This window comes from Microbispora sp. H10830 (assembly GCF_014161375.1).
GTDB classification, from domain to species: Bacteria; Actinomycetota; Actinomycetes; order Streptosporangiales; family Streptosporangiaceae; genus Microbispora; species Microbispora catharanthi.
On the sequence record NZ_JABBWX010000018.1, the window covers coordinates 74,087 to 100,128 of the forward strand.

Annotated in this window: 29 protein-coding genes and 1 tRNA gene; 11 read left to right on the plus strand and 19 right to left on the minus strand. The window is 68.7% G+C overall.

The window, feature by feature from the left end; translation table 11 throughout:
* The first annotated feature begins 28 nt into the window (after positions 1-28).
* The 4 genes from HHX35_RS34985 to HHX35_RS35000 all read left to right on the plus strand — a co-directional run bounded on the left by HHX35_RS34985 (position 29) and on the right by HHX35_RS35000 (position 2,606).
* Complete coding sequence (locus HHX35_RS34985) at positions 29-988, plus strand: RNA polymerase subunit sigma-70 (protein WP_310739513.1); 960 nt, start codon at positions 29-31, stop codon at positions 986-988.
* Positions 989-1,005: 17 nt separating this feature from the next.
* Positions 1,006-1,611 carry a DUF1707 domain-containing protein gene (locus HHX35_RS34990; protein ID WP_182902924.1) on the plus strand — a complete coding sequence of 202 codons (606 nt, stop codon included), beginning with the start codon at positions 1,006-1,008 and terminating at the stop codon, positions 1,609-1,611.
* Between the two features lie 64 nt (positions 1,612-1,675).
* A complete protein-coding gene (locus tag HHX35_RS34995; protein ID WP_182902925.1) occupies positions 1,676-1,849 on the plus strand; it encodes a hypothetical protein in 174 nt (57 codons plus the stop codon).
* A gap of 25 nt (positions 1,850-1,874) precedes the next feature.
* Positions 1,875-2,606 carry a 50S ribosomal protein L11 methyltransferase gene (locus tag HHX35_RS35000; RefSeq protein ID WP_182902926.1) on the plus strand — a complete coding sequence of 244 codons (732 nt, stop codon included), beginning with the start codon at positions 1,875-1,877 and terminating at the stop codon, positions 2,604-2,606.
* A 102-nt stretch (positions 2,607-2,708) separates the two neighbouring features.
* Here HHX35_RS35000 and HHX35_RS35005 read toward each other — a convergent pair whose 3' ends face one another.
* The 7 genes from HHX35_RS35005 to HHX35_RS35035 form a co-directional block, all read right to left on the minus strand.
* Positions 2,709-3,521, minus strand: a complete 813-nt coding sequence (locus HHX35_RS35005) for an AAA family ATPase (protein WP_182902927.1) — start codon at positions 3,519-3,521, stop codon at positions 2,709-2,711.
* A gap of 106 nt (positions 3,522-3,627) precedes the next feature.
* Positions 3,628-4,536, minus strand: a complete 909-nt coding sequence (locus tag HHX35_RS35010; RefSeq protein ID WP_182902928.1) for a hypothetical protein — start codon at positions 4,534-4,536, stop codon at positions 3,628-3,630.
* A 236-nt stretch (positions 4,537-4,772) separates the two neighbouring features.
* Complete coding sequence (locus tag HHX35_RS35015; protein WP_182902929.1) at positions 4,773-5,255, minus strand: hypothetical protein; 483 nt, start codon at positions 5,253-5,255, stop codon at positions 4,773-4,775.
* 443 nt (positions 5,256-5,698) lie between these two features.
* A complete protein-coding gene (locus HHX35_RS35020; RefSeq protein WP_182902930.1) occupies positions 5,699-6,127 on the minus strand; it encodes a hypothetical protein in 429 nt (142 codons plus the stop codon).
* Positions 6,128-6,295: 168 nt separating this feature from the next.
* A complete protein-coding gene (locus HHX35_RS35025) occupies positions 6,296-7,240 on the minus strand; it encodes an acyltransferase domain-containing protein (protein ID WP_182902931.1) in 945 nt (314 codons plus the stop codon).
* A 138-nt stretch (positions 7,241-7,378) separates the two neighbouring features.
* Positions 7,379-7,966, minus strand: coding sequence for a thioredoxin domain-containing protein (locus HHX35_RS35030; protein WP_182902932.1), 588 nt, complete (start codon positions 7,964-7,966; stop codon positions 7,379-7,381).
* Between the two features lie 258 nt (positions 7,967-8,224).
* Positions 8,225-8,731 carry a GNAT family N-acetyltransferase gene (locus HHX35_RS35035; protein WP_310739515.1) on the minus strand — a complete coding sequence of 169 codons (507 nt, stop codon included), beginning with the start codon at positions 8,729-8,731 and terminating at the stop codon, positions 8,225-8,227.
* Between the two features lie 1,058 nt (positions 8,732-9,789).
* Between HHX35_RS35035 and HHX35_RS35040 the strand changes: the two genes are divergently transcribed.
* Entirely contained in the window at positions 9,790-10,362 is a 573-nt protein-coding gene (locus HHX35_RS35040; RefSeq protein ID WP_182902934.1) for a DUF6461 domain-containing protein, read from the plus strand.
* A gap of 840 nt (positions 10,363-11,202) precedes the next feature.
* On the opposite strand, the gene HHX35_RS45230 is transcribed toward HHX35_RS35040, so the two are convergent.
* Positions 11,203-11,427, minus strand: coding sequence for a DUF2283 domain-containing protein (locus HHX35_RS45230; protein ID WP_182902935.1), 225 nt, complete (start codon positions 11,425-11,427; stop codon positions 11,203-11,205).
* Positions 11,428-11,741: 314 nt separating this feature from the next.
* On the opposite strand from HHX35_RS45230, the gene HHX35_RS35050 reads away from it, so the two are divergent.
* On the plus strand, positions 11,742-12,062 hold the full coding sequence (locus tag HHX35_RS35050; protein WP_182902936.1) for a hypothetical protein: 321 nt from the start codon (positions 11,742-11,744) through the stop codon (positions 12,060-12,062).
* Positions 12,062-12,703, plus strand: coding sequence for a nucleotidyl transferase AbiEii/AbiGii toxin family protein (locus HHX35_RS35055; RefSeq protein WP_182902937.1), 642 nt, complete (start codon positions 12,062-12,064; stop codon positions 12,701-12,703). Before HHX35_RS35050 ends, HHX35_RS35055 begins: the two co-directional genes overlap by 1 nt.
* A 119-nt stretch (positions 12,704-12,822) precedes the next feature.
* Here HHX35_RS35055 and HHX35_RS35060 read toward each other — a convergent pair.
* From HHX35_RS35060 to cysS, 3 genes are all read right to left on the minus strand, one after another.
* A tRNA-Thr gene (locus HHX35_RS35060) sits at positions 12,823-12,898 on the minus strand.
* Positions 12,899-12,949: 51 nt separating this feature from the next.
* The gene (gene rlmB / locus HHX35_RS35065; protein ID WP_182902938.1) at positions 12,950-13,909 is read right to left on the minus strand and encodes a 23S rRNA (guanosine(2251)-2'-O)-methyltransferase RlmB; all 960 of its coding nucleotides are present in this window, start codon (positions 13,907-13,909) and stop codon (positions 12,950-12,952) included.
* Positions 13,910-13,931: 22 nt separating this feature from the next.
* On the minus strand, positions 13,932-15,326 hold the full coding sequence (gene cysS, locus HHX35_RS35070) for a cysteine--tRNA ligase (RefSeq protein WP_182902939.1): 1,395 nt from the start codon (positions 15,324-15,326) through the stop codon (positions 13,932-13,934).
* A 338-nt stretch (positions 15,327-15,664) separates the two neighbouring features.
* On the opposite strand from cysS, the gene HHX35_RS35075 reads away from it, so the two are divergent.
* Positions 15,665-17,176 carry a DUF2637 domain-containing protein gene (locus HHX35_RS35075; RefSeq protein WP_182902940.1) on the plus strand — a complete coding sequence of 504 codons (1,512 nt, stop codon included), beginning with the start codon at positions 15,665-15,667 and terminating at the stop codon, positions 17,174-17,176.
* 153 nt (positions 17,177-17,329) lie between these two features.
* Here the strand turns inward: HHX35_RS35075 and HHX35_RS35080 are convergent, their stop codons facing one another.
* The 3 genes from HHX35_RS35080 to HHX35_RS35090 all read right to left on the minus strand — a co-directional run bounded on the left by HHX35_RS35080 (position 17,330) and on the right by HHX35_RS35090 (position 18,750).
* A complete protein-coding gene (locus HHX35_RS35080) occupies positions 17,330-17,599 on the minus strand; it encodes a GlsB/YeaQ/YmgE family stress response membrane protein (RefSeq protein WP_139580418.1) in 270 nt (89 codons plus the stop codon).
* Positions 17,600-17,791: 192 nt separating this feature from the next.
* Entirely contained in the window at positions 17,792-18,250 is a 459-nt protein-coding gene (ispF, locus tag HHX35_RS35085) for a 2-C-methyl-D-erythritol 2,4-cyclodiphosphate synthase (RefSeq protein WP_139580417.1), read from the minus strand.
* Between the two features lie 17 nt (positions 18,251-18,267).
* Positions 18,268-18,750: a CarD family transcriptional regulator gene (locus tag HHX35_RS35090; RefSeq protein WP_030510364.1), complete on the minus strand. Its 483-nt coding sequence runs from the start codon at positions 18,748-18,750 to the stop codon at positions 18,268-18,270.
* 257 nt (positions 18,751-19,007) lie between these two features.
* Between HHX35_RS35090 and HHX35_RS35095 the strand changes: the two genes are divergently transcribed.
* Positions 19,008-19,658, plus strand: coding sequence for a copper chaperone PCu(A)C (locus HHX35_RS35095; protein WP_310739516.1), 651 nt, complete (start codon positions 19,008-19,010; stop codon positions 19,656-19,658).
* A gap of 93 nt (positions 19,659-19,751) precedes the next feature.
* On the opposite strand, the gene HHX35_RS35100 is transcribed toward HHX35_RS35095, so the two are convergent.
* Together HHX35_RS35100 and HHX35_RS35105 are read right to left on the minus strand one after the other, a co-directional pair.
* Positions 19,752-20,441 (minus strand): response regulator transcription factor, encoded by a 690-nt coding sequence (locus tag HHX35_RS35100; RefSeq protein ID WP_182902941.1) that lies wholly within the window; start codon positions 20,439-20,441, stop codon positions 19,752-19,754.
* Complete coding sequence (locus HHX35_RS35105; RefSeq protein ID WP_396781437.1) at positions 20,438-21,628, minus strand: cell wall metabolism sensor histidine kinase WalK; 1,191 nt, start codon at positions 21,626-21,628, stop codon at positions 20,438-20,440. The genes HHX35_RS35100 and HHX35_RS35105 overlap by 4 nt, the downstream gene beginning before the upstream one ends.
* A 104-nt stretch (positions 21,629-21,732) precedes the next feature.
* Here HHX35_RS35105 and phoU point away from each other — a divergent pair, with 104 nt between their 5' ends.
* A complete protein-coding gene (gene phoU, locus HHX35_RS35110; protein ID WP_139580415.1) occupies positions 21,733-22,392 on the plus strand; it encodes a phosphate signaling complex protein PhoU in 660 nt (219 codons plus the stop codon).
* A 178-nt stretch (positions 22,393-22,570) separates the two neighbouring features.
* Here the strand turns inward: phoU and HHX35_RS35115 are convergent, their stop codons facing one another.
* From HHX35_RS35115 to mshA, 3 genes are read right to left on the minus strand one after another with little or no spacing between them, the layout of a single operon-like run.
* Positions 22,571-23,314 carry a phosphoglyceromutase gene (locus HHX35_RS35115; RefSeq protein WP_182902942.1) on the minus strand — a complete coding sequence of 248 codons (744 nt, stop codon included), beginning with the start codon at positions 23,312-23,314 and terminating at the stop codon, positions 22,571-22,573.
* Positions 23,315-23,353: 39 nt separating this feature from the next.
* Positions 23,354-23,839 (minus strand): YbjN domain-containing protein, encoded by a 486-nt coding sequence (locus tag HHX35_RS35120; protein WP_182902943.1) that lies wholly within the window; start codon positions 23,837-23,839, stop codon positions 23,354-23,356.
* Positions 23,840-23,849: 10 nt separating this feature from the next.
* Positions 23,850-25,172, minus strand: a complete 1,323-nt coding sequence (gene mshA / locus HHX35_RS35125) for a D-inositol-3-phosphate glycosyltransferase (RefSeq protein WP_182902944.1) — start codon at positions 25,170-25,172, stop codon at positions 23,850-23,852.
* 118 nt (positions 25,173-25,290) lie between these two features.
* Between mshA and HHX35_RS35130 the strand changes: the two genes are divergently transcribed.
* Complete coding sequence (locus HHX35_RS35130; protein WP_310739521.1) at positions 25,291-26,040, plus strand: SDR family NAD(P)-dependent oxidoreductase; 750 nt, start codon at positions 25,291-25,293, stop codon at positions 26,038-26,040.
* Positions 26,041-26,042: the final 2 nt, after the last annotated feature.

Genomic DNA, 26,042 nt, shown 5'->3' on the forward strand with positions numbered 1-26,042 from the left:
CACCGAAGACCCGCGGAACGGAACGGTCGTGGCGGAAATCGCGTTCGAAGAACTCACGGCCTACCGGCAGGAGCTGCTGCTGCACTGCTATCGCCTGCTGGGCTCGCTGACCGACGCGGAAGACGTGCTGCAGGAGACGTTGCTGGCGGCCTGGCGTGGCCTGGACGGCTTCCAGGGCCGTGCGTCGTCGCGGTCGTGGCTCTACCGCATAGCCACCAACCGGTGCCTCAACGCTCTACGCGACCGCGGCAGGCGGATGCCGCCCGCGCCCAGCCCGCCGTTCCAGCCGCCCGAGCCCAGCCGCCACGGCGACGTACGGTGGCTGCAGCCGTACCCGGACGCCCTGCTCGAGTTCGTGCCGGACGCCGCCCCCGGCCCCGAGGCGCGCTACACGGCACGGGAGGCGGTCGAACTGGCCTTCGTCGCCGCGCTCCAGCGGATCCCGCCGCGGCAGGCCGCGGTCCTGGTGCTCTGCGACGTGCTCGGCTATCCGCTGAGCGAGGTCGCGCCGATGCTCGGCACCAGCTCGACCGCCGTCAAGGGTCTGCTGCAGCGGGCACGGGCCTCGCTCGGCCATCGCCGTGCCGAGCCACCGGCGCAGGGGCCGGCGCAGGGGTCGGCGCAGGAGCGGCATCTGGTCCGCCGCTTCGCCGAGGCCTTCACCGGCGACGACATCGACGCTCTGGTCGCCCTGCTCACCGACGACGCGTGGCTGTCCATGCCGCCCGCGCCGCACGAATACCGCGGTGTGGTGGCGATCGCCTCGTTCCTGCGGGCGAGCGCCGCGTGGCGGGCGGGCCGGCGCCTCGAGTTGGAACCCACCCGCGCCAACGGGCAACCGGCGTTCACCTGCTCCCTCGACGGCGAACCCACCGGGGTCATCGTGCTCACGCTGAGCGGCGGCCGCGTCCGCGGCATCACCCGGTTCCTCGACGACCGGCTACAGGAACATTTCGAAGCGGGACGAACTCCCTGTCGGGTCGAATGAGAACTATCGTGACCAGCATGGAAAATCCCCCCCAGCGCCGGGACTCCCCGACGTCCCACCTGCGCGCCTCGGACAGCAACAGGGACCAGGTCGCCGCTCTGCTCGGGGAAGCCCTGAGCACGGGCCAGCTGAGCCACGAGGAGTACTCCGAGCGGCTCGACAGCCTCTACCAGGCCAAGACCGTGGGAGAGCTCGAGGTCCTCACCCACGACCTCCAGGTGGAGCGGCAGCGACCGGCCGCGAGCCCGGTGTCCTATGCGCCGAACGCGAGCACCGAGCCCGACAACATCATCGCCGTCTTCGGCGGCGCCGACCGCAGGGGCCGCTGGCGGGTACGACGGCAGACCAAGGCGCTGGCCGTCTTCGGCGGCGTGCGGTTCGACCTGACCGAAGCCGAGTTCGAGGCGAAAGAGGTCGAGATCACGATCAACGCCATCTTCGGCGGGGCCGAGATCATCCTCCCGGAGGGGGTCGAGGTGCGCTGCCAGGGCGTCGGCGTCTTCGGCGGCTACGACGTGCACAACAGCCCGGACGTCGACCCGTCGGCACCGGTGGTCGTGATCAAGGGCCTGGCGCTGTTCGGCGGAGTCAGCGGCAGGTTCCGGCGCCGCCGCGACCGCTGAGCCTGAGGGACGCCGCGCGAGGAACCACGAAAATCGGTGGACAGCGCCGATATCGTCCCAAGGTGTGACAATCCTCGACGGTGACCGGTTCGTCGCAGACGGGTTCACCAAGATGGAGGCGGTGGTCCCGCGCGAGGCCGGCGACGCCGCCAGGGAGCTGCTGCGGCGGCGAATCGGGTTGTCGCCGCACGACCCGTCAGGCTGGACGCAGCCGGTGGTGCGGGCGGCCTGCTGGTGAGACGTCACGAGAACGGCCCCGCGTCGTGACCTATCGGCACGCGACCGTCCGGGGCGACTACGCCGATCTGGCCAGCGGCGCTGTGCTGCACTCGGCTCCGGGGTTTCCCGCCTTTCCCGTCCGGCTGGCCACCGAGATGTTTCTGCGCGCGATGGAGCTGCGGGGCGGCGGCCGGGCCACCGTGTGGGATCCGTGCTGCGGCAGCGGCTACCTGCTGACCGTGATCGGGCTGCTGCACCGTCGCCGGATCTCGGCCGTGCTGGCCTCTGACATCGATCCGGCCGCCGTCGGGCTCGCGGAACGGAATCTGGCCCTGCTGACGCGAGCCGGGCTTGCGGCTCGCGCCGTCCATCTCGCCGAGCAGGCCGAGCGCTGGGGCCGCGCCTCCCACACGGCGGCGGCCGAGGCGGCACACCGGATCGCGAGCAGCCTGAGCGCCGACGGCGGTGACGTGCCCAACGCCGTGTATCAGGCCGACGTGTTCGACGCCGACCGGCTTCTCCAGATCCTCGACGGACGCCCGCCGGACGTGGTGATCACGGACGTGCCCTACAGCGAGCAGACGTCCTGGCACGGGCCCAACGGCGCCGACGGGGTCGCGGGCATGCTCAACACCCTGGGCGCGGTGCTCGGCGAGAACGCGGTGATCGCGGTGGCGGTCCGCGGACGCAAGGCACCGCGGGCCGACCGCCTGCGTACGTGCGCGTCCTTCAGAATCGGGACCAGAACGGTAGCCCTGCTACGGCCTCAACCGTGACGTGACGCCGGTCCGCAACCGGTCAGCAGCCGTCTTCGCACCAGCCGCCGCCAGGTGATGGTAACGGCGATGTCGGACGGAGTCGGTCCTCGCGACCGAGCCCTAGTCGGGCAGATCGAGGCCACGCGCCTTCAGCGCTTTGCGAGCTCGGTGGACACATTCTTCCGCAGAGCCTGCGTCGGCTCGGACAACCCATCCTTCCTGGCTCTGCCCTCCACCGCTTGCGTGGAACGTCCATGACCGGGCGCCTCCACGCTCGGCGTCGACCCTGAGCAGGGCGTTGACGTCGTGCTCCAGGAGCCATTCGAGCATTGCGACCGCGTGCTGAGCAGGCCCTTGGTGATCAACCCGGGCGCCGCCGCCGGAGGCGTCGGTCATCGCTCTTCGGCGTATCTGTTCTGCCAGCTCGTCTATGTCCACGACCTCGGTGGTGTTCACACGGTGGACGGGGCCGAGGGCGAGTGGTCTGGCTTGGCGCGCCCATTCCTTCCACTGCTGATCATCAACCTGGGAGTCATGGTGGATGGGGTGCCGGTCAGCGGATCGTTTCTCGTATCGCCGGCGAGCGAGAGGTGCGGGGATGTCGCACCACACCTCCTGGATGACGGTGACGTCGGCTTTCTGCAGGCCGGCGACGACGATTGGCCGCATGTTCGCAAGCCATGGGCTTTCGAGCACCGCACCGCACCTGGTATCGGCGAGGAGCGCCCAGAGGGTTTCGCCTGCTGTGGCACCGAGTCTCTGGCTCCATTGCCGAGCGGTCAGGCCTGGTGGTGCGGTGACGCCGAGTGTGTCGGCGAGGGTCTCCTTGATGCGGTCCTTGCTGAGGAGAGGGAGGCCGAGAGCGTTGGCGAGGCCTTTGGCGAGGGTTGTCTTACCCGAGCCGGGCAGGCCGTTCACGAGCACGACGAGCATTCGGCGATGGTAGATCATGGCTCGCAGGTGGAAGCGGCCCGAGCCGCCGCCGGCGGTGACGGTGGCTCCGGCTTCGCGGGCGATGAGGACGCTCGCCGGCGATCGCTCATCTTGCGTCGAGGTCCTCGAAGCCCAGCTTCAGCCAGCTCTGCCCCACGACGACGTGAAGCTCACTGCCTCGCCCCAGCAGAGTCGCGGACCTGGGCACCGGTCGCCCATCGGGCATCACCAGCTGTGCGGGACGACCCGCCGAAAAGACTTCTCCCTGAATGCGCCCAGCCACCAGCCGATGCCGGTCCCCGCCATAGCCGCCGACGAGAACGACTCGGTCATCGGCGACTACAAGCGCATGAGCGCCGTGCACCTCCGTGGACCAGCCGGCGACCGCAGCAGCCCGGATCCGCACGATCGGGAAGTCGGTGTAGTAGTAGGCCCAGGCATCCTCCCCCGCCACATTCAACGCGTAGCAGTCGGAGATCGCGCCGAACTCGCCGTCATACGGGTAACGCCACGCGATGCTGAGGTCCGATCGAAAGCGGATCAGTCCAGGGGAGCCGATAGGTGCAGGAGTCTCCGCCTCTCCCCAGCCGAAGTTGCCGTACACACCTTCGTCGAAATAGCTCACCCATGTCTCGCCGGAGGGTGTCGTCTGCACGTCGGCGATCCCGTCTCCCAGCACGCCCTTTCGCAGGAGCTCCCCGTCGGCGTCGTAGACGGCGGCGTTGGACTCGGCCGTCCCGTCACGCCAGCGGCATCGCGCGCCCACCAGGAGCACGCCCCCGTCCGGCAGCGGCTGGACATGGCTGTGCGCGAGTGGTTGCCCGACGATGGACACCATCGTCGCCTGGTGGGGACTGTACGTTGCGACGTGTACCGGGACGGGCGCGGCCTCTGGTTGGACGGTCCGTGCGGTCAGCGCATCGGCGTTCTCCCGCGACGCCCACACGACGACCAGCTCTCCCTCGGAACCTGCCGCCACCCTCACCGGCTCCGCATCCTGGAATGGTGCGACCACGTCCGCATGGTGGCGCAGCCTGGCAACGCCCGCCTTCCGACTTCTCCCGCTTCGACCTGGCATGGGGATACGTTATTGATCGCGTGGCTGGATCACGACTGAAATACCTGGCCATTGCACCGACCGCGCCGCTCATCCGCGCCCGGCCGCACCACGCTTCGGGGTACGCCCACGTGAGCAGCGAGCAGATGGCGCCTTAGGAGCCACCCGCTCGCGGCTCCCGGAAAGGCTGTGCATCACGGGCCTGCGATTGCGATCGGCCGCCAGAACTGGAACTTGTAGATCTCGGCCCGATAGATATAAGGGGGGAAGTCGGTCTCCCGATCGTTCTCCAGCGTCTTGTGTTGCGCCCGAACGAGCCAGGTGCTGTCTCGGTGGCCCAGGTCCAAGAGGCAGTGATGGGGGTCGGTCTCTCCGAAATATCCCATGAGTTGGATCTTTCCTGAGCGGAGGAAGATCCCACCGGTCCACGAGCGATCCCAGGCCGGCTCGGCCAGGGGAGGTTCGCCACTCCACAACTCCAACCGGACGTACGGTCTTACGTCCCCGTGGGGCTGGCAGACGAGCCCATTGGGCCCGACCTCGACCCAGTCGCCCTGTCCTTGCCACTCCTCCTCCCAGGGAGCGGTCTCCTCGCGGATGACGACGGTTTCGTCGACCACCATCCAGGGTTCCTCGTCGTACGCCTCCTCCACGAGGTACGAAGCCAGCTCTCCCAATGCAGTCGGTCCTCCTAGTCCGCGATTCATCGAATCGGCCAGCATGTTCCCCGAGATGGATTCAAGCAGGCGGGAGCGACATTTATTGATCACTGGTATGTGGTGGGGAACGGCCAGCGGCGCGCAATTCGGGGGCGGGGGGCTGAGCAACCGTGTCTTACTCAGGCAGATCGAGACCATGAGCCTTCAGCGCTGTGCGCGCTCGATGAACACATTCTTCCGCGGAGCCCGCGTCGGCTCGGATGAACCATCTCTCCTGGTTCTGGTTTCCCCCACTGGCGTGGAAGGTGATCACGTCCACGGCCGGACGCCACCGCGCTCAGCGTCGACCCTGAGCAGAGCGTTGACGTCGTGTGCCAAGAGCCATTCGAGCATTGCGATCGCGTCCATCACAGCACCGTACGGCTCCGGTGGCCCATCGTGAGCGCCGGCGATCCCCGGGCTCAGCCTTGGCCGTGTCCTATGATCAGCCATCGGCCGTCGACGAGCCTCAGTCCGAAGGGTTCGCTCCAAGGACCGTCCGGCCGCGTCACCGGCTCGCATTGCAATAGATCGAAGGAGACATACACCTTCACGCACGTATCTCCAGGCGCACAAAACTGGTCTTTCTCGGGGCCCTCGATCTGCAGATCGGTGACCGACACCCAGTTCTGGAACGGGCTGTCAGGGGCTTCAAATTCCAGCTCGTCGTCCCTTGCCTCGTGAACCAGGAGTGCGCGCGCGGTCTCCTTGTCCCGCCCCGCTATAGCAGCGAAGTATGTACGTACCACCTCCTCAGGAGGAGCGTCCCGAGGAGGTGGAGCCACCTTGTGCTCCTCGGGGAGGCGACATCCACAGCCGGGCAGAACCAGCAGGCCGAGGAGAATGACCACGACCAGTGAAATACGGCCGCCACGTGACGTGCACATGGGCACACTCACCCACCTCCCAGGTCACGAGCCATGTACCTCTGCGGGCGGAAGGCGAGCGGAGGGCGATCAGCTCGGGCACGCCCGGCAGGATGCGGCGGGATGTCCGCGAGACAGAGCCCAGGGGTATGGCTAGATCGGGAAGCGGCCGCGGCGCCACTGCCAGTGGCGGCCGGCCTTCAGGTGGTCGACGATCGCGCGCTGGAGCACGGTGCGGCGCGGCAGCTGGTCGAGCGGCGTGGTCAGGGTGCGGAACACGAATCGCAGCACCTCGACATCGGCGTCTATCCCTTCCGGTTCCTCGTAGGGCTCCAGCTCGAACCTTCGCTGGAACCGGACGATGTTGGAGTCCTCGGGCAGGTACTCCAGCAGCTGCGGGTCGAGCAGCCAAGAGCCGCAGGAGAACGCCGTGTAGCGCTCGTCGGGAAAGTGGTGCGGGAAGAACGCGCGGGCTTCGTCGAGCGACGCCGCGATCGCCTCCGGGGTCATCGGCCCCGACTCGGGGATGTGCAGGCCGATGGCGGTGTCACCGCGCTGATACTGCAGCCGGCCCAGCTCGTAGACGCCGCCGCGCGCGTGCAGCGTCAGCCAGCTCTGCATGACCGGCCAGCCCTCGCCGTGCATCCGCCGGTCGATCGCGAGGTTGCGGCCCAGATCCGCGAGGGTCACCCATGACACGGCATCGGCGATGCCGTGGTCGCGGTGGTACCCCATGACGACGTCGACCAGGGCCAGGTACGCGTACACGTAGAGATGCCGCCAGGCGGGGCCCCGTTCGCGCGGCAGCTCCGGACCGGGCGGCAGCCAGCCATGGCCCCCGAGATCGGCGCGGACCAGGGCGATCGAACGGTCGAGCAGCCAGCGCAGCTCCGGAGTCCACAGTGGAGAGTCGGGGTCGGGCCAGCCCGCCATGATCTCGGCGGCGTCGTCCGGCCGCACCGCGAGCCGGTCGAGGATCGCGGGCGCGTCGGCCTTGGCGGGCAGCGGAGCCGACGGCCGGTCGCCGGCGAGCCGATGCACGCGCTCGACGTCCTCGACGGGTACCCCGAGCCGGGCCGCGGTGTCGTCAAGATCCACGCGGACGACCCTACCGCCGGTGGGCGTCTTCCACAGCCCCCTACCGCTCGGGCAAAGCACCCGGTCGCTCATCGTGGACCTGGTCCAGCAACCTCCACGAACTGGAGGACGCCTATTCGCTCTGACGCGAACGGCACGTCATCCTTGCCCCGCTTCACGCCAGCTTGCCGTCCAATCGAGGTCTTGGCCCTGATATCGGATCGTGGGGGTACCTGTCACTCCTCGGCTGAGGGCCAGCGCGGTGACGGCGTCGGCCCGCTCCGCGGTTTCTGAAGATTTGAGACACGCTGTGAACTCCGCGACCGGAATGCCGACCTTTCTTGCGAGCTGTACGAGCTGCTCATTGGGGAATCCGCCCTTCTGGAACTCGTCCGGCTGATGGGCGTAAAGCTCATCGTGATATCTCAGCCACTTGCGTGGATCCTGAACGCAAAGGGAGGCGATCAGAGCCCGTCGCGAGTTCTCTCGAGTGATTGGCTTGTCATCCCGGAAGATGGTCAACGGGTGGATCATGACGGCTATCGCCCCTTTGACAACCATTTCTCGCGCCAGCGCGTTGTTGTCGCCCTGCTCGAACTCCAGGCAGACCGGGCACTGGTAGTCCTCGTAGATCTCCAACGTCGGGCCCGCCACATCAAGCTGAGCTATGCGGACGGTGCCATCCCACTCCAGTTCGACCAAGTCGTCGACGACGGCACCGGCGCGCGCGGCGACAGTCGGAGCCACAACAGGTTCTTCACGTGTGCCGCAACCGGCCGCTACCGCCACACACGCAAACGCGACAAAGAACCTCAGAAGCCGATTCGGGCGCGGAGCCATATGCACCTTCAAGATCTCTACGAGTGACAGAAACGCCACTTTAGTGATCTATGTGCACCTGTCTCTACCGCTTTGTGAGAGGCTCATGACGTCTACGGCCACCCGTTAGCGAGATCACCTGACGGATGCTCTTCGGGGAGTTGATCGCGGCCGGTGCTCCCGTCTCTACCTCGGATCGAGTACGCGCGTCATCCAGATCGTGTTGCCGCGTTCGGCGTCCTCGGTGATGCGGTCGCTTCGGTGGAAACCGAGCTTCTCGAGGACGCGGAACGAGGGTGCGTTCCACTCCCGCACGGTCGCCCAGAGTCGTCGACGTCCTGTTCGCGTCGCGGCTTCGATGACCGCACGAGCGGCTTCTGTCGCGTAACCCCGGCCGTGAGCTCGTCGTGCCAGCTCGTACGCGATCTCAGGTTCGTCGAAAGATCCCTGGCCGGCGGTCAATCCGCAGTACCCGATGAACTCACCGGTGTCTCGCAGCTCGATCGGCAGCAACCCGAGCCCCGGATCCGCCATCAGCGGATTGTTGCGGAGCCAGCCGCGGATGTCCTCGACCGTCGGGCGTCCGTCGGCGTCGATCCGCCGTACCGCTCGTGGATCCCGCTCAAGCCATAACCCGCGGAACTCCTCGGCATCCGACGGCGCCCACCGCCGCAACCGCAGCCGCTCGGTCACCAGCTCCGCCGGTAGATCCTCATAGGTCCCCACCCGACCAACCTAAACCCGGTGCCGACCAAGACCGGAGATGACGGCAAGAGGCGGACGGTCCACCGCGGCCCCAGCGAGAACGGCACCCTACAGGTCTGCCACCCCCACCAGTCGTGGCCAGCCCCGCGTTAGCAAGATCGCCGGCCTGGCTCAGATCCTCCATCGCCTGAAGCACGTCGACGACAACCTGGTCAGCCTGGTGCTCATGGTCGGGCCATGTTCCGGGGTCTCCCGAACCGGGTGTCAGCGTGGAAGATCCGCAGGGAAAGTTTCAGCCCTTGTTCGGCATGATCGCAGGTCACCTTGTAGGGGAATGATGGCGGGGAACGTGACCTGTACTGATATCGCCCGCGCTGCAATGCTTCGCGGTGGAAGTTCGGCGCGACATCCACTGCAAGGAGAGTAAGTGCGGAAAATCAGAGCTTTAGCCGTCGCCGGCGCTTTGGTCACTGGGCTGACAGTCATCGCGAACGCCGTCCCCGCGCATGCCGATACGCTTCGTAACGTCTACTACTCCTCGTCCGACTGCTATCGGTACGGGGACTACGGCGTCCAGAACCACCTTTGGAACTGGTATCACTGTGATTACCAGTACAACCTCTGGTTCCTTTACAGCGTCCCTTAAAAGTTCCTCGACGGCCGAGAGCGGACCCAACCGGCTCGGGTTCACTGGTCGCCGGGCAGAAAGGATTCCACCCGGCGACCGGCTCGTTCACGTGATGCTCATAGGACGGTGACCGGTCGCCGCTGGTGCACTGACTGGCGAGCTCTTCAGCAGATAGGTGGCCAGGGCCCTTCTGCCGTCCGGGCCACCGCGATAGGCGTTGGTGACTCCGGTCCATCAGGGAAACCCTAGTCGCCGGTCGTCGGAACGCCGTTCAACGTCATCTCGGTGTGACATTGGTGCCGTGAATCCTTCGATGCGGACGTTGGTGCAGCGCGCCACGCCGCTTCGCGCCCGGCCCTATCCTCCCGTGTGATGACCGGGTTCTGTTCCTGTCGGTGGCGGCTGGCAGCATGACGACATGACTATGCGGCCCCTCGATATCTCTTGGCTCTGCGGCGAATACGCCGAGGAGTGCTACAGCTTCATCTACATCCGTGCCAGGCCCGAACAGGTGGTCGCCCGCCTCGGCGGTCGATGGGAGGACTTCACGCCGGGCCCCTTCCCCGACGACCCGGATTACTACTCAGGCTCTGGGGAGCCTCTCGGCGTCACCTCCATCGGCGATTGGACGTTCGTCTTCGACCCCGACTGGCTCGGCACCCACGAAGACGTGATCACCAAACTCTCCGAGGGCACCCGCCTCGTCTCCCAAGCCGCACTCGCCATCAAGGACATGGACTACTTCTACTGGTGTGAGGACGGCGAGATCCGATTCGCCTGGGGCGGCGATGACGGATATCTGACGGAGATCCCGGACGAACTCGTGGATACGATGGCGGAGATCGACAGGCTTTACCCATCGGGTCCTCGGCTCTACCGAGGGCCGGCTTTCCTCCTCGTCGAGCACCTGACCGGGATCAGGCCGACGGAGCAGCTGCTGAAGGGCTCTACGTTGATGTGGGGTGTCGTCCCAGAACCGGCCAAGTCGTAACGTTGGCCGGCAGTGAGCCTTTTCCTCCTGATGCCGCAGATCAGAGCGGGTGAACCGGCGGAGGTGAACACTCAGGCCGTCGAGCAGGCCGTCGGTGATGTCGAAGGCTGGTCGGAGCACGACTGAGACTCGCGGCACCACCCATCCCGCCCCGTCTGACCACCTCGTTCGCCGTCGACCCACCGCGGAGCGGCAGCGGGCCGGCGACGGAGGGGCAAGCCCGGCCTCGCGCGTACGTCAACCGGTCGCCGTCCCTCAGTCATTGGAAGCCATCGGTAACGGCCGGGCTTGAGCCGTAGGAGCTGGTCTGCCTGGCTTGCCTGGGTCGATGGCGGGCGAGGTGATCAGGGCTCCTCAGCCACCTAGGAGCCTCGACTTCCGCGATCACCTCGAGGCCGGAGATCCCCGCCGGAGGCAAAAGAAGACCTCGGCCCGCTACGGCGCGTCCGCCTGGTTGTGGCGGCCAGTGTCGCGCCCGTCGTCCTGGTGGTCGAGCTTCCCGCGGTTGTCATGCGTCTGCCTGTCAGGCGCGGCTCGCTGCGACGCATGATGCGGTTCGCCCGCTCCCTGATGGTTGGGTCGTCCTGGAGGTCCTCCGCGCGCCGTGGAAGGGCCATGGGCTGAGTCATCTCCGGGATCAGGATTCGGATGGCGATCGAGCCGGGTCGTAGCCGGCGTCCCGGTTCACGTCGTCACGGCCCGGCTCGGCCACTCCGACCCGGCGATCACGCTCCGGGTGTACGCCCACGTGATCAGCGAGCAGATAGCGAGCGCGGCCGAGGTCTTCGCCAGCTCGATCGGGAATTCCGCCTGAGCCCTGCCGCTGTCAGAGGCGCTCCCCTACCTGGGAGCGCCTTCTTTGTTGCCCCTTTCGCCTGGCCACGTGGCGAGGATCTCGATACCGATCACCCTGCCGTTCTCGTCCAGGTCCAGGTTCACCATAGGCCTGTCTACGGTCACCGTCTCAGCGACACCGCCGGGTGGAATCGGGCCGTGCAGGTAAACGTAGGCCGCTCCGGCTTTGGGATCGTATGTCCACGTGCCCGGGTGCTCTTCCAAGGACATCTGGTCTACTGTCAGCAGGGGTGTTAGCAAGATCCCAAGACTGTCCAGACAAGCACAAGGCCCCTGACAGCGAAACCGCTGTTCAGGGGCCTGTCGTACGAGAGCCGCCTTGGGGAATCGAACCCCAGACCTTCTGTTTACAAGCAGGATCAAGGTCGTCCACCGCCGTCCACAGCTGTCACTATGCCTTCGTCGCTGCCCCCTTTCAAAGGTGCGTCGTTCCGGCACCGTCCATGCCGGTCCAGGGCTGTTGTTAGCAACCGCGTTAGCAAGATCGACCTGACGATCAGCGCCGAATCGGTCACACTGGATGCATGGACGCCAAGGGATACGGGGCGCTCCGCCCTTACGTCGTTCCCGTGACTCTGGAAGAGCTCACCGGGCCGACAGAGGGCGTCATCGTGCTGCCCAGACATCTCGATTGGGGGCCGGAGCGCCGCTACCACTTGGACCAGATCTCCGATGCACGACTGTTGTACATGCGGGTGATCCGGGAAAGCGCCACTCCTGAGGACCTGCGACGCTTCCTCAACGCCTCGCTCCTGCGCAAGCTCTGGCCTGAATTGGTCCTACCCCCTCGCGTCCGCGCTCTGTGGCTCGACCGATTCCCCGAACTGCAGCGTCAAGCCGCCTGATGGACGACTTCCACCGTCGTCTGGCTGGCATCGCCCTGGCGGCAGCTGCCGATCACGGGTTCGCTCTGGCAGGCGGCTACGCCGTACAGGCTCACGGCGTGCTCGAACGGCCCAGCGAGGACATCGACCTGTTCACCTCCAGCCTGCGCGACGACTTCTCCGAAGGAGTCGCGAAGATCTGCGACGCCTATATCGAACACAGCCTGGCGATCAAGGTTGACGTCGACAGTCCCCAGTTCGTACGGCTCAGCGTCTCCGAGCCCGCAACGGGCCGGACCAGCAAGGTGGAACTGGCCGCGGATCTCCGCTCGCACCCACCGGTCACCATGGAGATCGGCCCGGTCGTCCACCTCGATGATGTCGCGGGAGGGAAGGTCGAAGCCTTGTTCACCCGAGCCGAGGTCCGCGACTTCATAGACGTCGACGCCTTCCTGTCCACCGGCCGGTTCACCCGCGAACAACTGCTCGACCTCGCTGCGTCCCGCGATCTTGGCTTCGACCGAGCCGTCTTCGCCCAAATGCTCTCCGCCCTGGAGCTCTACCCGGACAGCGAGTTCCTCGCCTATGGCTTGGCTGAGCCCGAAGTCCGTCTGCTCCGGTCACGGTTCAACGACTGGCGAGCGGCACTGACCAACGAGTGATCAGCTCATTACGAGTGGAATGCGCTGTCCCTGACGGCCCTTCGCTCAGCTCAGGAGGTCACCAGTGCGGGCGGACTTCAGAAAGGCCCCCACCCGATGATGGGAGGGGGCCTCTGAGCTGGAGCCGCCTTGGGGAATCGAACCCCAGACCTTCTGTTTACAAGACAGATGCTCTGCCGATTGAGCTAAGGCGGCCTGTTACCCAGACGAGTTTAGTGGGCCGAGGGCCGTACCGTCACGGTGAAATCACCGGCGGCGGTGACGGGCGACCTCGTAGAGGGCGATCCCGGCGGCCACACCGGCGTTCAGCGACTCGGCGGCGGCGTTCATGGGGATGCGGGCGATCTGGTCGCACGCCTCCCTGACCAGGCGGGACAGGCCCTTGCCCTCCGAACCGACGACCACGACGAGCGGTTCTGCCGCGAGTTCGACGTCGGCGATGTCCACTGTGGCGGTGCCGTCGAGGCCGACCACGAACAGGCCTTCCTCCCGGTACGCCTGGAGGGTCTGGGTGAGGTTCGACGCGCGGGCGACGGGGAGGGTCGCGAGCGTGCCGGCCGAGGTCTTCCAGGCGCCGGCGGTGACGCCCGCCGAGCGACGGGACGGGACGAGCAGCCCGTGCGCGCCGAAGGCGGTCGCCGAGCGCGCGATGGCACCGAGGTTGCGCGGATCGGTCACGCCGTCCAAGGCGACGATCAACGGCACCTCGGCGGCGTCCCTGGCCCGCTCCACGAGCTGCTCGGGATGCGCGTAGTCGTACGGCGGGACCTGCAGGCCGATGCCCTGGTGGACGGTGCTCTCGGTCAGCCGGTCGAGCTTGTCCCTGCTGACCTCAAGCAGCGCGATGCCACGGTCAGCCGCGATCTTGATGGCCTCGCGGACCCGGTCGTCGTTGTCGACCCGCTGCGCCACGTACAGGGCGCTGGCGGGGACGCCGGCACGCAGTGCCTCGACCACGGGGTTGCGTCCGCCGATGACCTCGGGGGCGTCCTCCCGGCGCGTACGGCTCGGCGCACGGGAGGCCGAATTCCCACCGCCCCGCGATTCGCGCTCGATCCGCTCGGCGCGCGCCTTGTCCTTGTACCAGTGCCGCATGTGCGCGGGCGGCGTCGCTCCCTTGCCTTCAAGGGAGCGCCTGACCTTGCCGCCCGTGCCCTTGGTCGGCCCCTGCTTCTTCGACGGCTTCCCTGAAGCCCTACCCGCCATGGTCTCTAGCGTAGGGCCACGCCTACTGTGCCAGCTCCCACCGCGGGCCCTGCGGGGTGTCCTCCACCACGATGCCGGCCGCCGCGAGCTGGTCGCGGATCGCGTCGGCCGCCGCGTAGTCCTTGCGGGCACGCGCGGCCTGCCGCTGCTCCAGCGCCACGGCCACCAGCGCGTCCACGACCTCCCGGAGGCCCGAGTCGCCGGTCGTACGCCACTGCTCCGACCTGGGGTCGAGGCCCAGCACGTCGAGCATGTTCTGCGTCTCGGCGAGCAGCCGGGCGACCTGCTCCTTGTTGCCCTGGGCCAGCGCCACGTTGCCCTCGCGGACGACCTCGTGGACCACGGCGAGCGCCTGGGAGACGTTCAGGTCGTCGTTCAGGGCGTCCACGAACGCCTGCGGCAGCGGCGCGGCGGCGTCCACGTCGTGGATCACCTCGGCGGCCCGCGTGACGAACCCCTCGATCCGGCGGTATCCGGCCGCCGCCTCCTGGAGCGCCTCGTCCGAGTAGTCGATCGCCGAGCGGTAGTGCGCCGCGACCAGGTAATAGCGAAGCTCGACCGCGCGCACCTTACGGAGCATGTCGGGTATCAGCAGCGAGTTGCCTAGCGACTTGCTCATCTTCTCGCCGCCGAGCTTGAGCATGCCGTTGTGCAGCCAGTAACGCGCGAAGCCGTCGCCCGCCGCCTGCGACTGGGCGACCTCGTTCTCGTGGTGCGGGAAGATCAGGTCGACGCCGCCGCCGTGGATGTCGAAGGTGCCGCCGAGATACTTGGTCGCCATGGCCGAGCACTCCAGGTGCCAGCCGGGACGGCCCCTGCCCCACGGCGTCGGCCACGTCGGCTCGCCGGGCTTGGCGCCCTTCCACAACGCGAAGTCGCGCGGATCGCGCTTGAGCGAGTCGGTGTCGGTGTCGGCGGCCGCCCGCATGTTCTCCAGCTTCTGGTTGGAGAGCTTGCCGTACCGGTCTTCGTAGGAGACCACGTCGAAATAGACGTCGCCGCCCGACGCGTACGCGTGGCCCTTGTCGATCAGGCGGCGCATCAGCTCGATCATCTCGGGCACGTGGCCCATGGCGCGGGGCTCGACGGTGGGCGGCAGGCAGCCGAGCTGGTCGTACGCCCAGGTGAAGGCACGCTGGTTGCGCTCGGACACGACGAACCAGGGCACGCCCTCGCCCGCGGCGACTCTGATGATCTTGTCGTCGAGGTCGGTGACGTTGCGGCAGAAGGTCACCTCGAAGCCCTGCCGCAGCAGCCACCGGCGGAGAACGTCGAAGTTCACCCCGGACCTGATGTGCCCGATGTGCGGCGGAGCCTGAACGGTCGCACCACACAGATACATCGAAACCCGGCCGGGCTCGACCGGTACGAATTCACGGACCGTACGCGTGCTGGTGTCGTAGAGGTGCAGGCTCACGAAGGCAAGGCTAACGCCTGACGGCATGGCACAGGGCTACTTGGGCGCCTGTGAACGGCATGGTGTGGCCGATCATGGAAACTTGCGACACATAAGTCCCGATATAACCCGAAACAAAACCCGTAACGATCCGTACAGCAGTCCGCGCGGGCTTCGCCTGCCTCGCGCAGGGCCCGGCCGGACACGCAGCGTCGCCGGGTCACCCTGGGCGCGGGCGGAGACGATCAATAGGGACGCACCCGGGCCGGGACCCCGCCGGACTCTCCGCTTCCGACACCGAACAGGTGATCACGCGGGTGCGATCGATCGTCACTCCGATTCTGTAGGCTCGAAACGCCATGGACGTGACTCCCCCCGGCGCGGCAGGCACGGCCTCCCGCCCGTCCCGAAACACCCCCTCCGGAATCCCGCTGGTGCTGCGCCGCCTGGCCATCGGCCTCGCGGGCGCCGCCCTCGCGGTGCTCGCGGGGGTCGCCTGCGCGCTGTCCTTCGACGACCTGCGGGCTCTGGCCGTCTCCGGGCGCGCCGAGCCGCGGCTCGCCTACTTGTATCCCGCGGCGTTCGACGTTCTGCTGGTCGTCGCCCTGGTCAGCGTGCCGTTGCTGCGGGGCGCGCGTTTCCTGGTCCGGTTACAGGCGGGCTTCGTCCTGCTCCTGCTCCTGGCGTCGGCCGCCGCCGCGAACGCCGCGAACGCCATCGGCGTCTCCTTCGACCCCGACGCCTCCGCTCTCGTCGTCGCGTTGGCGCCATGGGTGATGCTCGCCATCGGGCTGTGGCTGCTGCTGCTCCTGCTGAAGCACGTGCGCACCAATCGGGCCGACCTGGACGACGACGACGACTCCGATGACGACCTGGTGCCCTTCGACGGCGTGCGCGAACCCCGGGCCGCCGTCACCGCCCCCTATCCGGTGGCCGTGCAGGAGCGCCCCGCGCCCGCGCACGCCGTCACCGAGGAGCACGGCGCGCCGCCCCTGCAGCCGGTTCCCGAGGCGGTGGCGCCCCCCGGTTACGTCCCCCCGCTGCCGGTCAGCCCGGTGTCCGAGACCGTCGCGCCACCCGAGTACGCCCCGCCGCTGCCCGTCACCCCTCCGCAGGCCGAGGACGAGGCCGGACCGCGCGGCATCACTCCCGACACCGACGAGGACGGCGTACGGCTATCGCCCGAGGCGATCCCGGAAGCCGTCCCCGAACCCACGCCCGAGATGGTGTCCGAGGCGATGCCGGACCAGGCGCCGGACGAGACGCCGGACGAGCCCGAGGTCCTGCCGGTCGTACCTCCGACGGCGGCGCCTGGCACCCCGCCCGTCACGGAGCAGGCCGATCCGGTCGCCACAGAACCGGTCGCCACAGAACCGGTCGTGACGGAGCCGGTCGCCGAGCCTGCCACGGACGAGCACGCCCGCGACGCGGAGTCCGTCGCCGCCGGGACGGCCGCCCAGCCCACCCCGGAGGCGCCTTCTCCCGCGGAAACGGATGACCGCCCGGCGCAGCCCCGCCGCAACCGTCCCGTGCGCTGGGGCGACCTCGTACGGCCGCACACCGGCGACGTCCTCGTGCACCCCCGCCCCAGACCGGACGAGCCCGCCGACGCCGAGCCGGAGCGGCCCGAAGACGAGGCGGGCGTCGACACCCAGCCGCTCCGTCAGATCAGGGACGTGCCCGACCCCGCCCACGCGTCGGACTGCGCCGACCCGGTCGAGCAAGACGGAAAGCGCGGGCCGCACGCGACGGAAGACGGCCATCGGGATGCGCCGGAATCCAGGGACACCGAGGAGGGCGCCGGGGAGGGAACTGTGCCGATGCCGCCTCCGTCGGGCCGGATGCGCAGCACGCCCCGCCCGCCCGCCTGACAGCGTCCGCGGAAGCCCCCCGTGGGGCCGCCGGCCGAGGTGCGATCCGATGCGCCGGGCCGTACGCACACGCGCAGGCCCGCCCGGCTGGGGAGCCGGACGGGCCTGCGCGCTATGGGGTGAGGGCGGGGGCCGCCCCACCGAGCGAGTGCCTTACACCCGCGACCCTCGCTTGAGGCCGGCGACGATGCCGACACCCACGACGGCCAGTACGACCTGCATGACCAGTTCGATCCAGTCGATGCCATCCGTCGTGGCCACGCCCATGACCTGGGCGATCGCGGTACCGATGAGCGCCGCCACGATACCGACGACGATCGTCAGCAGCCAGCCGATCGGCTGCCGGCCCGGCAGGAACAGGCGGCCCAGAGCGCCGATGACCGCACCGATGACGATGGCGCCGAGAATGGACTCGATTGTCATATCGACCTCCCGATGAGGGTGACCCTTTCATCCTCGGACTGTGGGATACCCCACGGAAGGGAAATATGCGTCCCATGAAAGAAAAAAGAGGGCGGCGGCTCGATTCCGCGCCTTGGTTCGAGCCGCCGCCCACGCGCTAGTGAGACGCTTCGGGTCTCATTCAGGTTGGCATGTCCGATTGGAACGGAACATTCATGCCGGGAGGATCAGGGCGGTCGCGATGGCCGCCACGCCCTCACCGCGGCCGGTGAGCCCGAGGCCGTCGGTCGTGGTCGCGCTGACGCTCACCGGCGCCCCTGCGGCGGCCCCGAGGGCCTTCTCCGCCTCCGCGCGGCGAGGTGCGACCTTCGGGCGGTTCCCGATGATCTGGACGGCCAGGTTGCCGATCTCGAATCCGGCCGCCCGCACCTGGCGGGCCGCCTCCTCCAGGAGAGTCACGCCCGCGGCGCCCGCCCAGCGGGGATCGGAGGTGCCGAAGAGCGCGCCCACGTCTCCGAGCCCGGCGGCCGACAGCAGCGCGTCGCAGCACGCGTGCGCCGCCGCGTCGCCGTCGGAATGACCGGCCAGCCCGGTCTCGCCCGGCCAGAACAGTCCGGCGAGGTGGAGCTCCCTGTCAGACGCGAAAGGGTGGACGTCGACCCCGACGCCCACCCTTGGCGATGTGATGTTCAGGAGTTCAGCACCTCGTCGAGCAGGGCCTCCGCCTTGTCCTCGTTGGTCTTCTCGGCCAGCGCGAGCTCGCTGACGAGGATCTGGCGTGCCTTGGCGAGCATGCGCTTCTCACCGGCGGACAGGCCGCGCTCCTTGTCGCGCCGCCACAGGTCGCGCACCACTTCGGCCACCTTGTTGACGTCCCCCGACGCCAGCTTCTCAAGGTTGGCCTTGTAGCGGCGGGACCAGTTGGTGGGCTCCTCCGTGTGCGGCATACGCAGCACGTCGAACACCCGCTCGAGTCCCTCTTGGCCGACGACGTCGCGCACACCGACGAGCTCGGCATTTTCCGCTGGTACCTGTACGGTCAGGTCGCCCTTGTCGACCTTCAGCACCAGGTAGGTCTTTTCCTCACCCTTGATGGTTCGGGTCGTGATGGCCTCGATCCGAGCAGCCCCATGGTGGGGGTAGACGACAGTGTCGCCGACCTGGAAAGTCATGTGACGAGTACCCCTTCCGCTGTACTCCAGGGTACCACGCGGTTACCGCCTCCCGGAACAGTGAAAGGAACATAACTGCAGGTCAAAGCCTCGTTTTGGGACTTGACAAGCCGCTCACTCTGTGAATCGGCATATGGGACATACCGGATGACCTGCGCTGCTGCGGCGTATGGACCGGGAGCCGACGCCGGACCGGTGACCGGCGCGGATAAGGTGATTGCTGCCCATACACGTGCGTACCAAGGAGACCTGGAACCGTGACCAGCAGCAGCCGTCGCAGGGCGATCGCCATTGCCGCGCTCCTCGCCGCCGCCATCCCTGCACTGGCCGCGTGTGGCGCCGGTTTCGACGCCAACACCAATGTGCCGTACGCCCCGAACGAGGCGGGCGTCCTCTACGACGGCGACGGCGCCGGCAAGGCCTACGGCAAGAACGGCGTCATGATCCCGCAGGCGTTCATCCTCGGGCCGGACTCCGGCCAGCAGCTCGCCGCCGGCGGGTCGGCGCCGCTCTACCTGACCCTCCTGAACAGCACGGGGACCGCCGACCAGCTCACCAGCATCGTCCCCGAGGAGCAGAAGGCCACCTCGGTCAAGGTACAGAGCCCCATCGACCTCCAGCCGGGCACGCTCGCCAAGACCCCCGGGGTCACGGTCGAGGGCTTGAAGACGGCGCTGCGCGGTGGCGAGACCATCAAGCTCACGCTCCAGTTCAAGAACGCCGGCGACGTCGCGCTCACCGTCCCGGTCGTGGCCCGCAGCCGCGAGTTCGCGACGCTGCCGCCCGCGCCGACGGCCCTTCCGACGGCTTCGCCGCTCGCCACCGGGAGCCCGGCGCCGTCGGACACCGCCACCCCGGAGACCACCGGGGCCGCTCCCTCCGAGTCGCCCGCCGCGAACGCCGGCTAGCGGCCGTGTAGACGCGCAGGAGCCCCTGTCCGGCCGGACAGGGGCTCCTTTCATGCGGACGGGGCCGCGCGAGCCGTACGCGCCCCTACGGGCTCACTCGTCGGCGGGGTCGAACTTGTAGCCGAGGCCGCGCACGGTGAGGATGCAGCGGGGATTGGACGGGTCGGCCTCGACCTTGGCCCGCAACCGCTTCACGTGCACGTCGAGTGTCTTTGTGTCGCCCACGTAGTCGGCGCCCCAGACCCGGTCGATGAGCTGGCCGCGGGTGAGCACCCGCCCGGCGTTGCGCAGCAGCACCTCGAGCAGCTCGAACTCCTTCAACGGGAGCTGCACCTGCTGGCCGCGCACGGCGACGATGTGCCGGTCGACGTCCATGCGGACCGGTCCCCCGGTCAGGACGGCCGACTCCACCTCCTCGATGTCGCCCTGCCTGCGCAGCACCGCGCGGATGCGCGCCACGAGCTCGCGGGACGAGAACGGCTTGGTCACGTAGTCGTCGGCCCCCAGCTCGAGGCCGACGACCTTGTCGATCTCGCTGTCCTTCGCGGTCAGCATGATCACCGGCACCTTCGAACGCTGCCTGAGCGAGCGGCACACCTCGGTTCCGGGCAGGCCCGGGAGCATCAGGTCGAGCAGGACGAGGTCGGCGCCGTTGCGGTCGAAGGCGTCCAGCGCGTCGGGGCCGGTGGCCGCCACCGCGACCTCGTACCCCTCTTTCCTGAGCATGTACGACAAGGCGTCCGAGAACGACTCCTCGTCCTCGACGACGAGTACCCGAGTCACTTAGCGGCCTCCTGGGGGATGGTCGTGCTTGGTACGGGGACCGCCTGACCGCCGAACGCGGGAAGGCGAAGAGTGAAGGTCGAACCGGAGCCCTCTTTGCTCCACACCGCGACCTCGCCACCGTGGGCGACGGCCACGTGTTTGACTATCGCGAGGCCGAGCCCGGTGCCGCCGGTGGCCCGGGACCTGGCCGCGTCGACGCGGAAGAACCGCTCGAAGATGCGCTCCTGGGCGCTTTCCGGGATGCCGATGCCCTGATCGCTGACGCTCACCTCGACGGCGTTCCCGGCCGGCCTGGCGCTGATCACGACGCGGGTGTGCTCGGGGCTGTAGGCGACGGCGTTGTCGATGAGGTTGCGCAGCGCGGTGACGAGAAGCTCCTCGTCGCCCCAGACTTTCAGGCCCTCCGCGCCGCCCGCGACGAGAGCGATGTCCTTCGCCGACGCCTTCGTGTTGCACCGGTCGATGGCCTCGTGGACGGTCTCGTCCACGGGCACCTGCGCGGGCGCCGGGATGGGCTCGCCGCCCTGGATCCGCGACAGCGTGATCAGGTCCTGCACCAGGTAGGTCAGGCGGGCGGCCTCGTGCTGCATCCGGCCGGCGAACCGCTTCACGGCCTCGGGGTCGTCGGCCGCGTCCTGGACGGTCTCGGCGAGCAGGCTCAGCGCGCCGACCGGCGTCTTGAGCTCGTGGCTGACGTTGGCGACGAAGTCCCTGCGCACCGCCTCGACCCGCTGCCGCTCGGTCTGGTCCTCGGCGAGCACGAGCACCTGTCCGTGGGAGCCGAGCGGAGCCACCCGCACCGCGAACGACGTGGACTCCTGCCCGAACTTGCGGCCGGCGGTCTCTATTTCGCTCTCGCGGATCTCGCCGTCCCTGCGGACCTTCCTGGCCAGCGCGAGCAGTTCGGCGGCCATGAGGGACTCGCCGCGTACGAGGCCGAAGGCGCGCGCGGCCGAACTGGCGCGCAGCACCCGGTCCTCGCGGTCGAGGACGACCGCCGAGGAGGGCAGCACGGCGAGCACCGACGCCACCCCCGGAGGCAGGCCGTCGTCCACCGGTTCCGGTGTTCGGGGCTTGTCCGTCTGCCGTCGGATCGCGAGCATGACGAAGGAGCCGAGGACGAATCCGCCCATCGCCGCCAGGCTCGCCAGCAACTCGTTCACATTCAGCAGCCTAGGCGGCATTTCTGGTTCTTCCACCTGTCCTACCTGGCACGACGGCCCTGTTTCCGGAAAAGTTCATCCGGCGGTCGGGATTCGTTCATCGACCCGCGCGTAGCGTGGCGGCCATGCGCGACGCCTATCACGAAGAGCTTGCGGCCCTGACCGACCGCCTGGTGGAGATGACCCGCCTGGTGCGGTCGGCCATGTCGAGGGGGACGACGGCCCTGCTCGACGCCGACCTGCAGCTGGCGGAGAGCGTCATCTCCCAGGACGCCGAGGTCGACCGACTGCACCAGGAACTCGAGGCCTCGATCTTCGAGCTGATGGCCACGCAGCAGCCGGTGGCGGTCGACCTGCGTACCGTCATCACCGCCCTGCGGATGGCCGCCGACCTGGAGCGTATGGGCGACCTGGCCGAGCACATCGCCAAGCTCGCGCGGATGCGCCACCCCGAGTCCGCCATCCCGGCCGAGCTGCGTGACACGTTCGTCGAGATGGGCGCCATCGCCGAGAACCTGATCACCAAGGCGGGCAGCTGCATCGCCTCCCGCGACGTCGACCTCGCCAAGGAGCTGGAGGCGGACGACGACGCGATGGACCGCCGTCACCGGCGGCTGTTCCGCGTCCTGCTCTCCAAGGACTGGGAGCACGGCATCGAGGCCGCCATCGACATCACGCTGGCCGGCCGCTACTACGAGCGGTACGCCGACCACGCCGTACGCGTCGCCCGCGACGTCGTGTACCTCGTCACGGGTACGCGCGACGCGGACGCCCTCGCCGGCTGACGCGGCGGCGTACGGGGGCGCGAAAGCCCCGGTCCTCGGGGGGCCGGGGCTTTCTGCGTTTCATCGCGGGCCGTCGAACTCCTGGTCATGGTGTTCCCCGGTACGGCGAAGAAGCCCGTCGTCTACAAGTAAGGCCGCGCTCCCCGACGGAGCGCGGCCTTCGTGAGAGACGTGAGGGTTACTTCTTGCCCTGGTTGGCGACGGCCTCGATGGCGGCCTTGGCGGCCTCGGGGTCGAGGTACTCGCCCTTGCCCACCGGGCGGAAGTCGGCGTCCAGCTCGTAGCGCAGCGGGATGCCGGTGGGGATGTTCAGGCCCGCGATCTCGGCGTCGCTGATGCCCTCCAGGTGCTTGACCAGCGCGCGCAGGGAGTTGCCGTGCGCCACCACCAGCACGTCGCGGCCGGCCGCCAGGTCGGGGACGATCTCGTCGTACCAGTACGGCAGCATGCGCCCGACGACGTCCTTGAGGCACTCGGTGCGCGGCACCAGCTCCGAGGGCAGCAGGGAGTAGCGGCCGTCGCCGAGCTGGGAGTACTCGTCGTCGTCGGCGATCGGCGGCGGCGGCACGTCGTAGGACCGGCGCCACAGCATGAACTGCTCGTCGCCGAACTCCGCACGGGTCTGGGCCTTGTCCTTGCCCTGGAGCGCGCCGTAGTGACGCTCGTTCAGCCGCCAGGAGCGCTTCACCGGGAGCCACAGCAGGTTGGCCGCCTCAAGCGCGATGTTGGCGGTCCTGATGGCCCGGGTGAGCACCGAGGTGTGCACCACGTCGGGCCGGATGCCGGCCTCCAGGAGCAGCTGACCGCCGCGCCGCGCCTCCTCCTCGCCGGTCGGCGAGAGTGTGACGTCCACCCAGCCGGTGAACAGGCCTTTGACATTCCATTCGCTCTCGCCGTGCCGCAGCAGCACCAAAGTCGCCATGCGGCCAATCCTATCGGCGTGCGGCAGACGTCCCGTTGGTCAGGACTCGACCACCCGCGCGAAGGCCCGGAGGTTGGCCAGCGACTCGCCGCGCTTGACCCGCCACTCCCACTCGCGCCTGATGGACGTCGCGAAGCCCAGCTCGAGTGCGCGGTCGAACGACTCGTCCGAGTAGGTGAGGACGCAGCCGAGGACCCGGTCGATCTCCTCCTCGGTCACCGCGTCCAGCGGCAGCCGGCCGACCAGGTGCACGTCGCCCGTGGCGTCGACGGCGAAGTGGACGCCGTACATCGAGCCGTTCTTGTGGAGCAGCCAGCGGTAGAACTCGGCGTGGTTCTCGTCGGGCTGCCGGCAGAAGAACGCCTCGATGTTGAGCGCCTGGTCGCCGACGACGAGCCAGGTCAGCGTGGCGAGCTTGTGCTGGCCCGGCAGCCTGACCAGGAACGCGCCCGGCTTCGGCCGCTCGTAGGACAGCTCGGCGGACTCCAGCGCCGACGCGATGACGGCTTCCAGATCCGGTCTCATACCGACCACCCTATGAGTTGACCGCGATGGGGGTCCGGTGGAGCTGGGCCATGGCGCCGGCGTACACGTCGGCCAGCCGGGCTGCGGTCGCGGACCAACCGAAGCCCGTGGCGTGCTGCACGGCGCTGGCGGCCAGCTCGGCGAGCCGGTCCGGGCGCCTGGCCAGCACGGCGAGCTCGCGCGCCCAGTCGTGCGGGTCGTGTCCCGCCACAAGCACGCCGGACACGCCGTCCTTGACGGCCGTGCGCAGGCCGCCGACCGCCGCCGCGACGACGGGCGTGCCGCACGCCTGCGACTCCAGCGCGACCAGCCCGAACGACTCGTTGTACGAGGGCACCACGGTCACGTCGGCGGCCCGATACCAGTCGGCCAGCTCCGGCTGCGGCGCGGGCGGTGCGAGCCGTACGACGTCGGCGATGCCCAGCTCGGCCGCGAGGTCGCTGAGCAGGGAGGGATGGGCGAGACCGTTGCCGCTGGGCCCGCCCACGCAGGCCACGACGAGCCGCGACCGCAGCGAGGGGTCCTCCACGAGCATCCGGGCGGCGGCCCTGAGCAGCACGTCGGGGGCCTTGAGCGGCTGGATGCGGCCCACGAAAAGCAGCACGTGGGCGTCCTGCGGCAGGCCGAGGCGGCGGCGCGCGGCGCCCTTGGACTCGGGCTGGAAGACGGCGAGGTTCACGCCGGGGTTGACGACCGCCACCCGCTCGCGCGGCGCGCCGTACAGGCTGATCAGCTCCTCGGCCTCGGCGGCGGTGTTGGCGACCAGGCGGTCGGCGACCTCCACGACCTGCTCCTCGCCGAGCACGCGCATCGCCGGCTCGGGCTTGTCGCCCTCGGCGAGCAGCGCGTTCTTCACCTTGGCCATGGTGTGCATGGTGTGCACGAGCGGCACACCCCAGCGCTCCTTGGCCAGCCAGCCCACCTGGCCCGACAGCCAGTAGTGCGAGTGGATCACGTCGTACCGGCCGGGGTCGTACATCGCCTCGGTGCGCAGCACACCGGACAGGAAGCCGCACAGCTGCCCGGGGAGATCGGCGCGGTCGAGCTCCTCGTACGGCCCGGCGGTGACGTGGCGCACGAGCACCCCCGGACTCAGCTCGGCGACCGGAGGCAGGTCACGGGCGGTGCGGCGGGTGAAGATCTCCACCTCGATGCCCAGCGCCGCGAGACGTTTGGCGACCTCGAGGATGTAGACGTTCATGCCACCCGCGTCCCCGGTACCCGGCTGGTCCAGCGGGGACGTGTGCACGCTGATGGTCGCGACGCGGTTGACCCGACGCCGTAACACCGACACCCGAACCACCTCCGAAAGCGTTATAACCACCAAAATCATCACTGGATTCCCCGACATCGGTGAGAACCGGGGGTCCTGAGAGGATGTCGCCTGCCGATCGAGGCGATGTGGAAGGACGATGGCGGTGACGATGACCAATCCCGCGGCGACCGAGACCGTGGTCAAGACCGCGGTGGTGACCGGCGCGAGCAGCGGCATCGGCGAGGCGACGGCCCGCCGGCTCGCCGCGGAGGGATACCGGATCGTGGCGGCGGCGCGACGGCGGGACCGGCTCGACAAGCTCGCGGCCGAGGTGCCCGGCGTGCGCCCGGTGACGCTGGACGTGACCGACCAGGCGTCGGTGGACGCGCTGGCCGCCTCGCTGGACCGCTGCGACGTCCTGGTGAACAACGCGGGCGGCGCGTTCGGGCTCGAACCGGTGGCCGAGGGCCGGGTGGACGACTGGCAGCGGATGTACGACGTGAACGTGCTCGGGTCCCTGCGCATGACCAGGGCCCTGCTGCCGAAGCTCATCGAGTCGGGGGACGGCGTGCTGGTGATGCTCACCTCGACGGCCGGGCTCGTGTCGTACGAGGGGGGCGGCGGCTACTGCGCGGCCAAGCACGCCCAGACCTCGATGACCGAGACCCTCCGCCTGGAGTTGTGCGGCGACCCGGTGCGGGTCGTCGAGATCGCGCCGGGCATGGTGATGACCGAGGAGTTCGCCGTGACCCGCTTCCGCGGCGACGCCGAGCGTGCCGCCAAGGTGTACGAGGGCGTCCCCGACCCGCTGAGCGCCGACGACGTCGCCGACGTGATCGCCTTCGCCGTGACCCGCCCGTCGCACGTGAACATCGACAGGCTGGTCGTCCGGCCGCGCGCGCAGGCCGCCCAGCACAAGGTGCACCGGGTCGCGCCGAGTAGATGAGC

Bases quoted from the DNA above. Each gene is read 5' to 3' on its own strand.
- HHX35_RS34990 (WP_182902924.1), top strand. From the start codon at position 1,006: ATGGAAAATCCCCCCCAGCGCCGGGACTCCCCGACGTCCCACCTGCGC.
- HHX35_RS35005 (WP_182902927.1), bottom strand. From the start codon at position 3,521: ATGCTCGTCGTGCTCGTGAACGGCCTGCCCGGCTCGGGTAAGACAACC.
- HHX35_RS35040 (WP_182902934.1), top strand. From the start codon at position 9,790: ATGACTATGCGGCCCCTCGATATCTCTTGGCTCTGCGGCGAATACGCC.
- HHX35_RS45230 (WP_182902935.1), bottom strand. From the start codon at position 11,427: ATGTCCTTGGAAGAGCACCCGGGCACGTGGACATACGATCCCAAAGCC.
- HHX35_RS35050 (WP_182902936.1), top strand. From the start codon at position 11,742: ATGGACGCCAAGGGATACGGGGCGCTCCGCCCTTACGTCGTTCCCGTG.
- HHX35_RS35055 (WP_182902937.1), top strand. From the start codon at position 12,062: ATGGACGACTTCCACCGTCGTCTGGCTGGCATCGCCCTGGCGGCAGCT.
- rlmB (WP_182902938.1), bottom strand. From the start codon at position 13,909: ATGGCGGGTAGGGCTTCAGGGAAGCCGTCGAAGAAGCAGGGGCCGACC.
- HHX35_RS35075 (WP_182902940.1), top strand. From the start codon at position 15,665: ATGGACGTGACTCCCCCCGGCGCGGCAGGCACGGCCTCCCGCCCGTCC.
- HHX35_RS35080 (WP_139580418.1), bottom strand. From the start codon at position 17,599: ATGACAATCGAGTCCATTCTCGGCGCCATCGTCATCGGTGCGGTCATC.
- HHX35_RS35090 (WP_030510364.1), bottom strand. From the start codon at position 18,750: ATGACTTTCCAGGTCGGCGACACTGTCGTCTACCCCCACCATGGGGCT.
- HHX35_RS35105 (WP_396781437.1), bottom strand. From the start codon at position 21,628: ATGCCGCCTAGGCTGCTGAATGTGAACGAGTTGCTGGCGAGCCTGGCG.
- phoU (WP_139580415.1), top strand. From the start codon at position 21,733: ATGCGCGACGCCTATCACGAAGAGCTTGCGGCCCTGACCGACCGCCTG.
- HHX35_RS35115 (WP_182902942.1), bottom strand. From the start codon at position 23,314: ATGGCGACTTTGGTGCTGCTGCGGCACGGCGAGAGCGAATGGAATGTC.
- HHX35_RS35120 (WP_182902943.1), bottom strand. From the start codon at position 23,839: ATGAGACCGGATCTGGAAGCCGTCATCGCGTCGGCGCTGGAGTCCGCC.
- mshA (WP_182902944.1), bottom strand. From the start codon at position 25,172: ATGATTTTGGTGGTTATAACGCTTTCGGAGGTGGTTCGGGTGTCGGTG.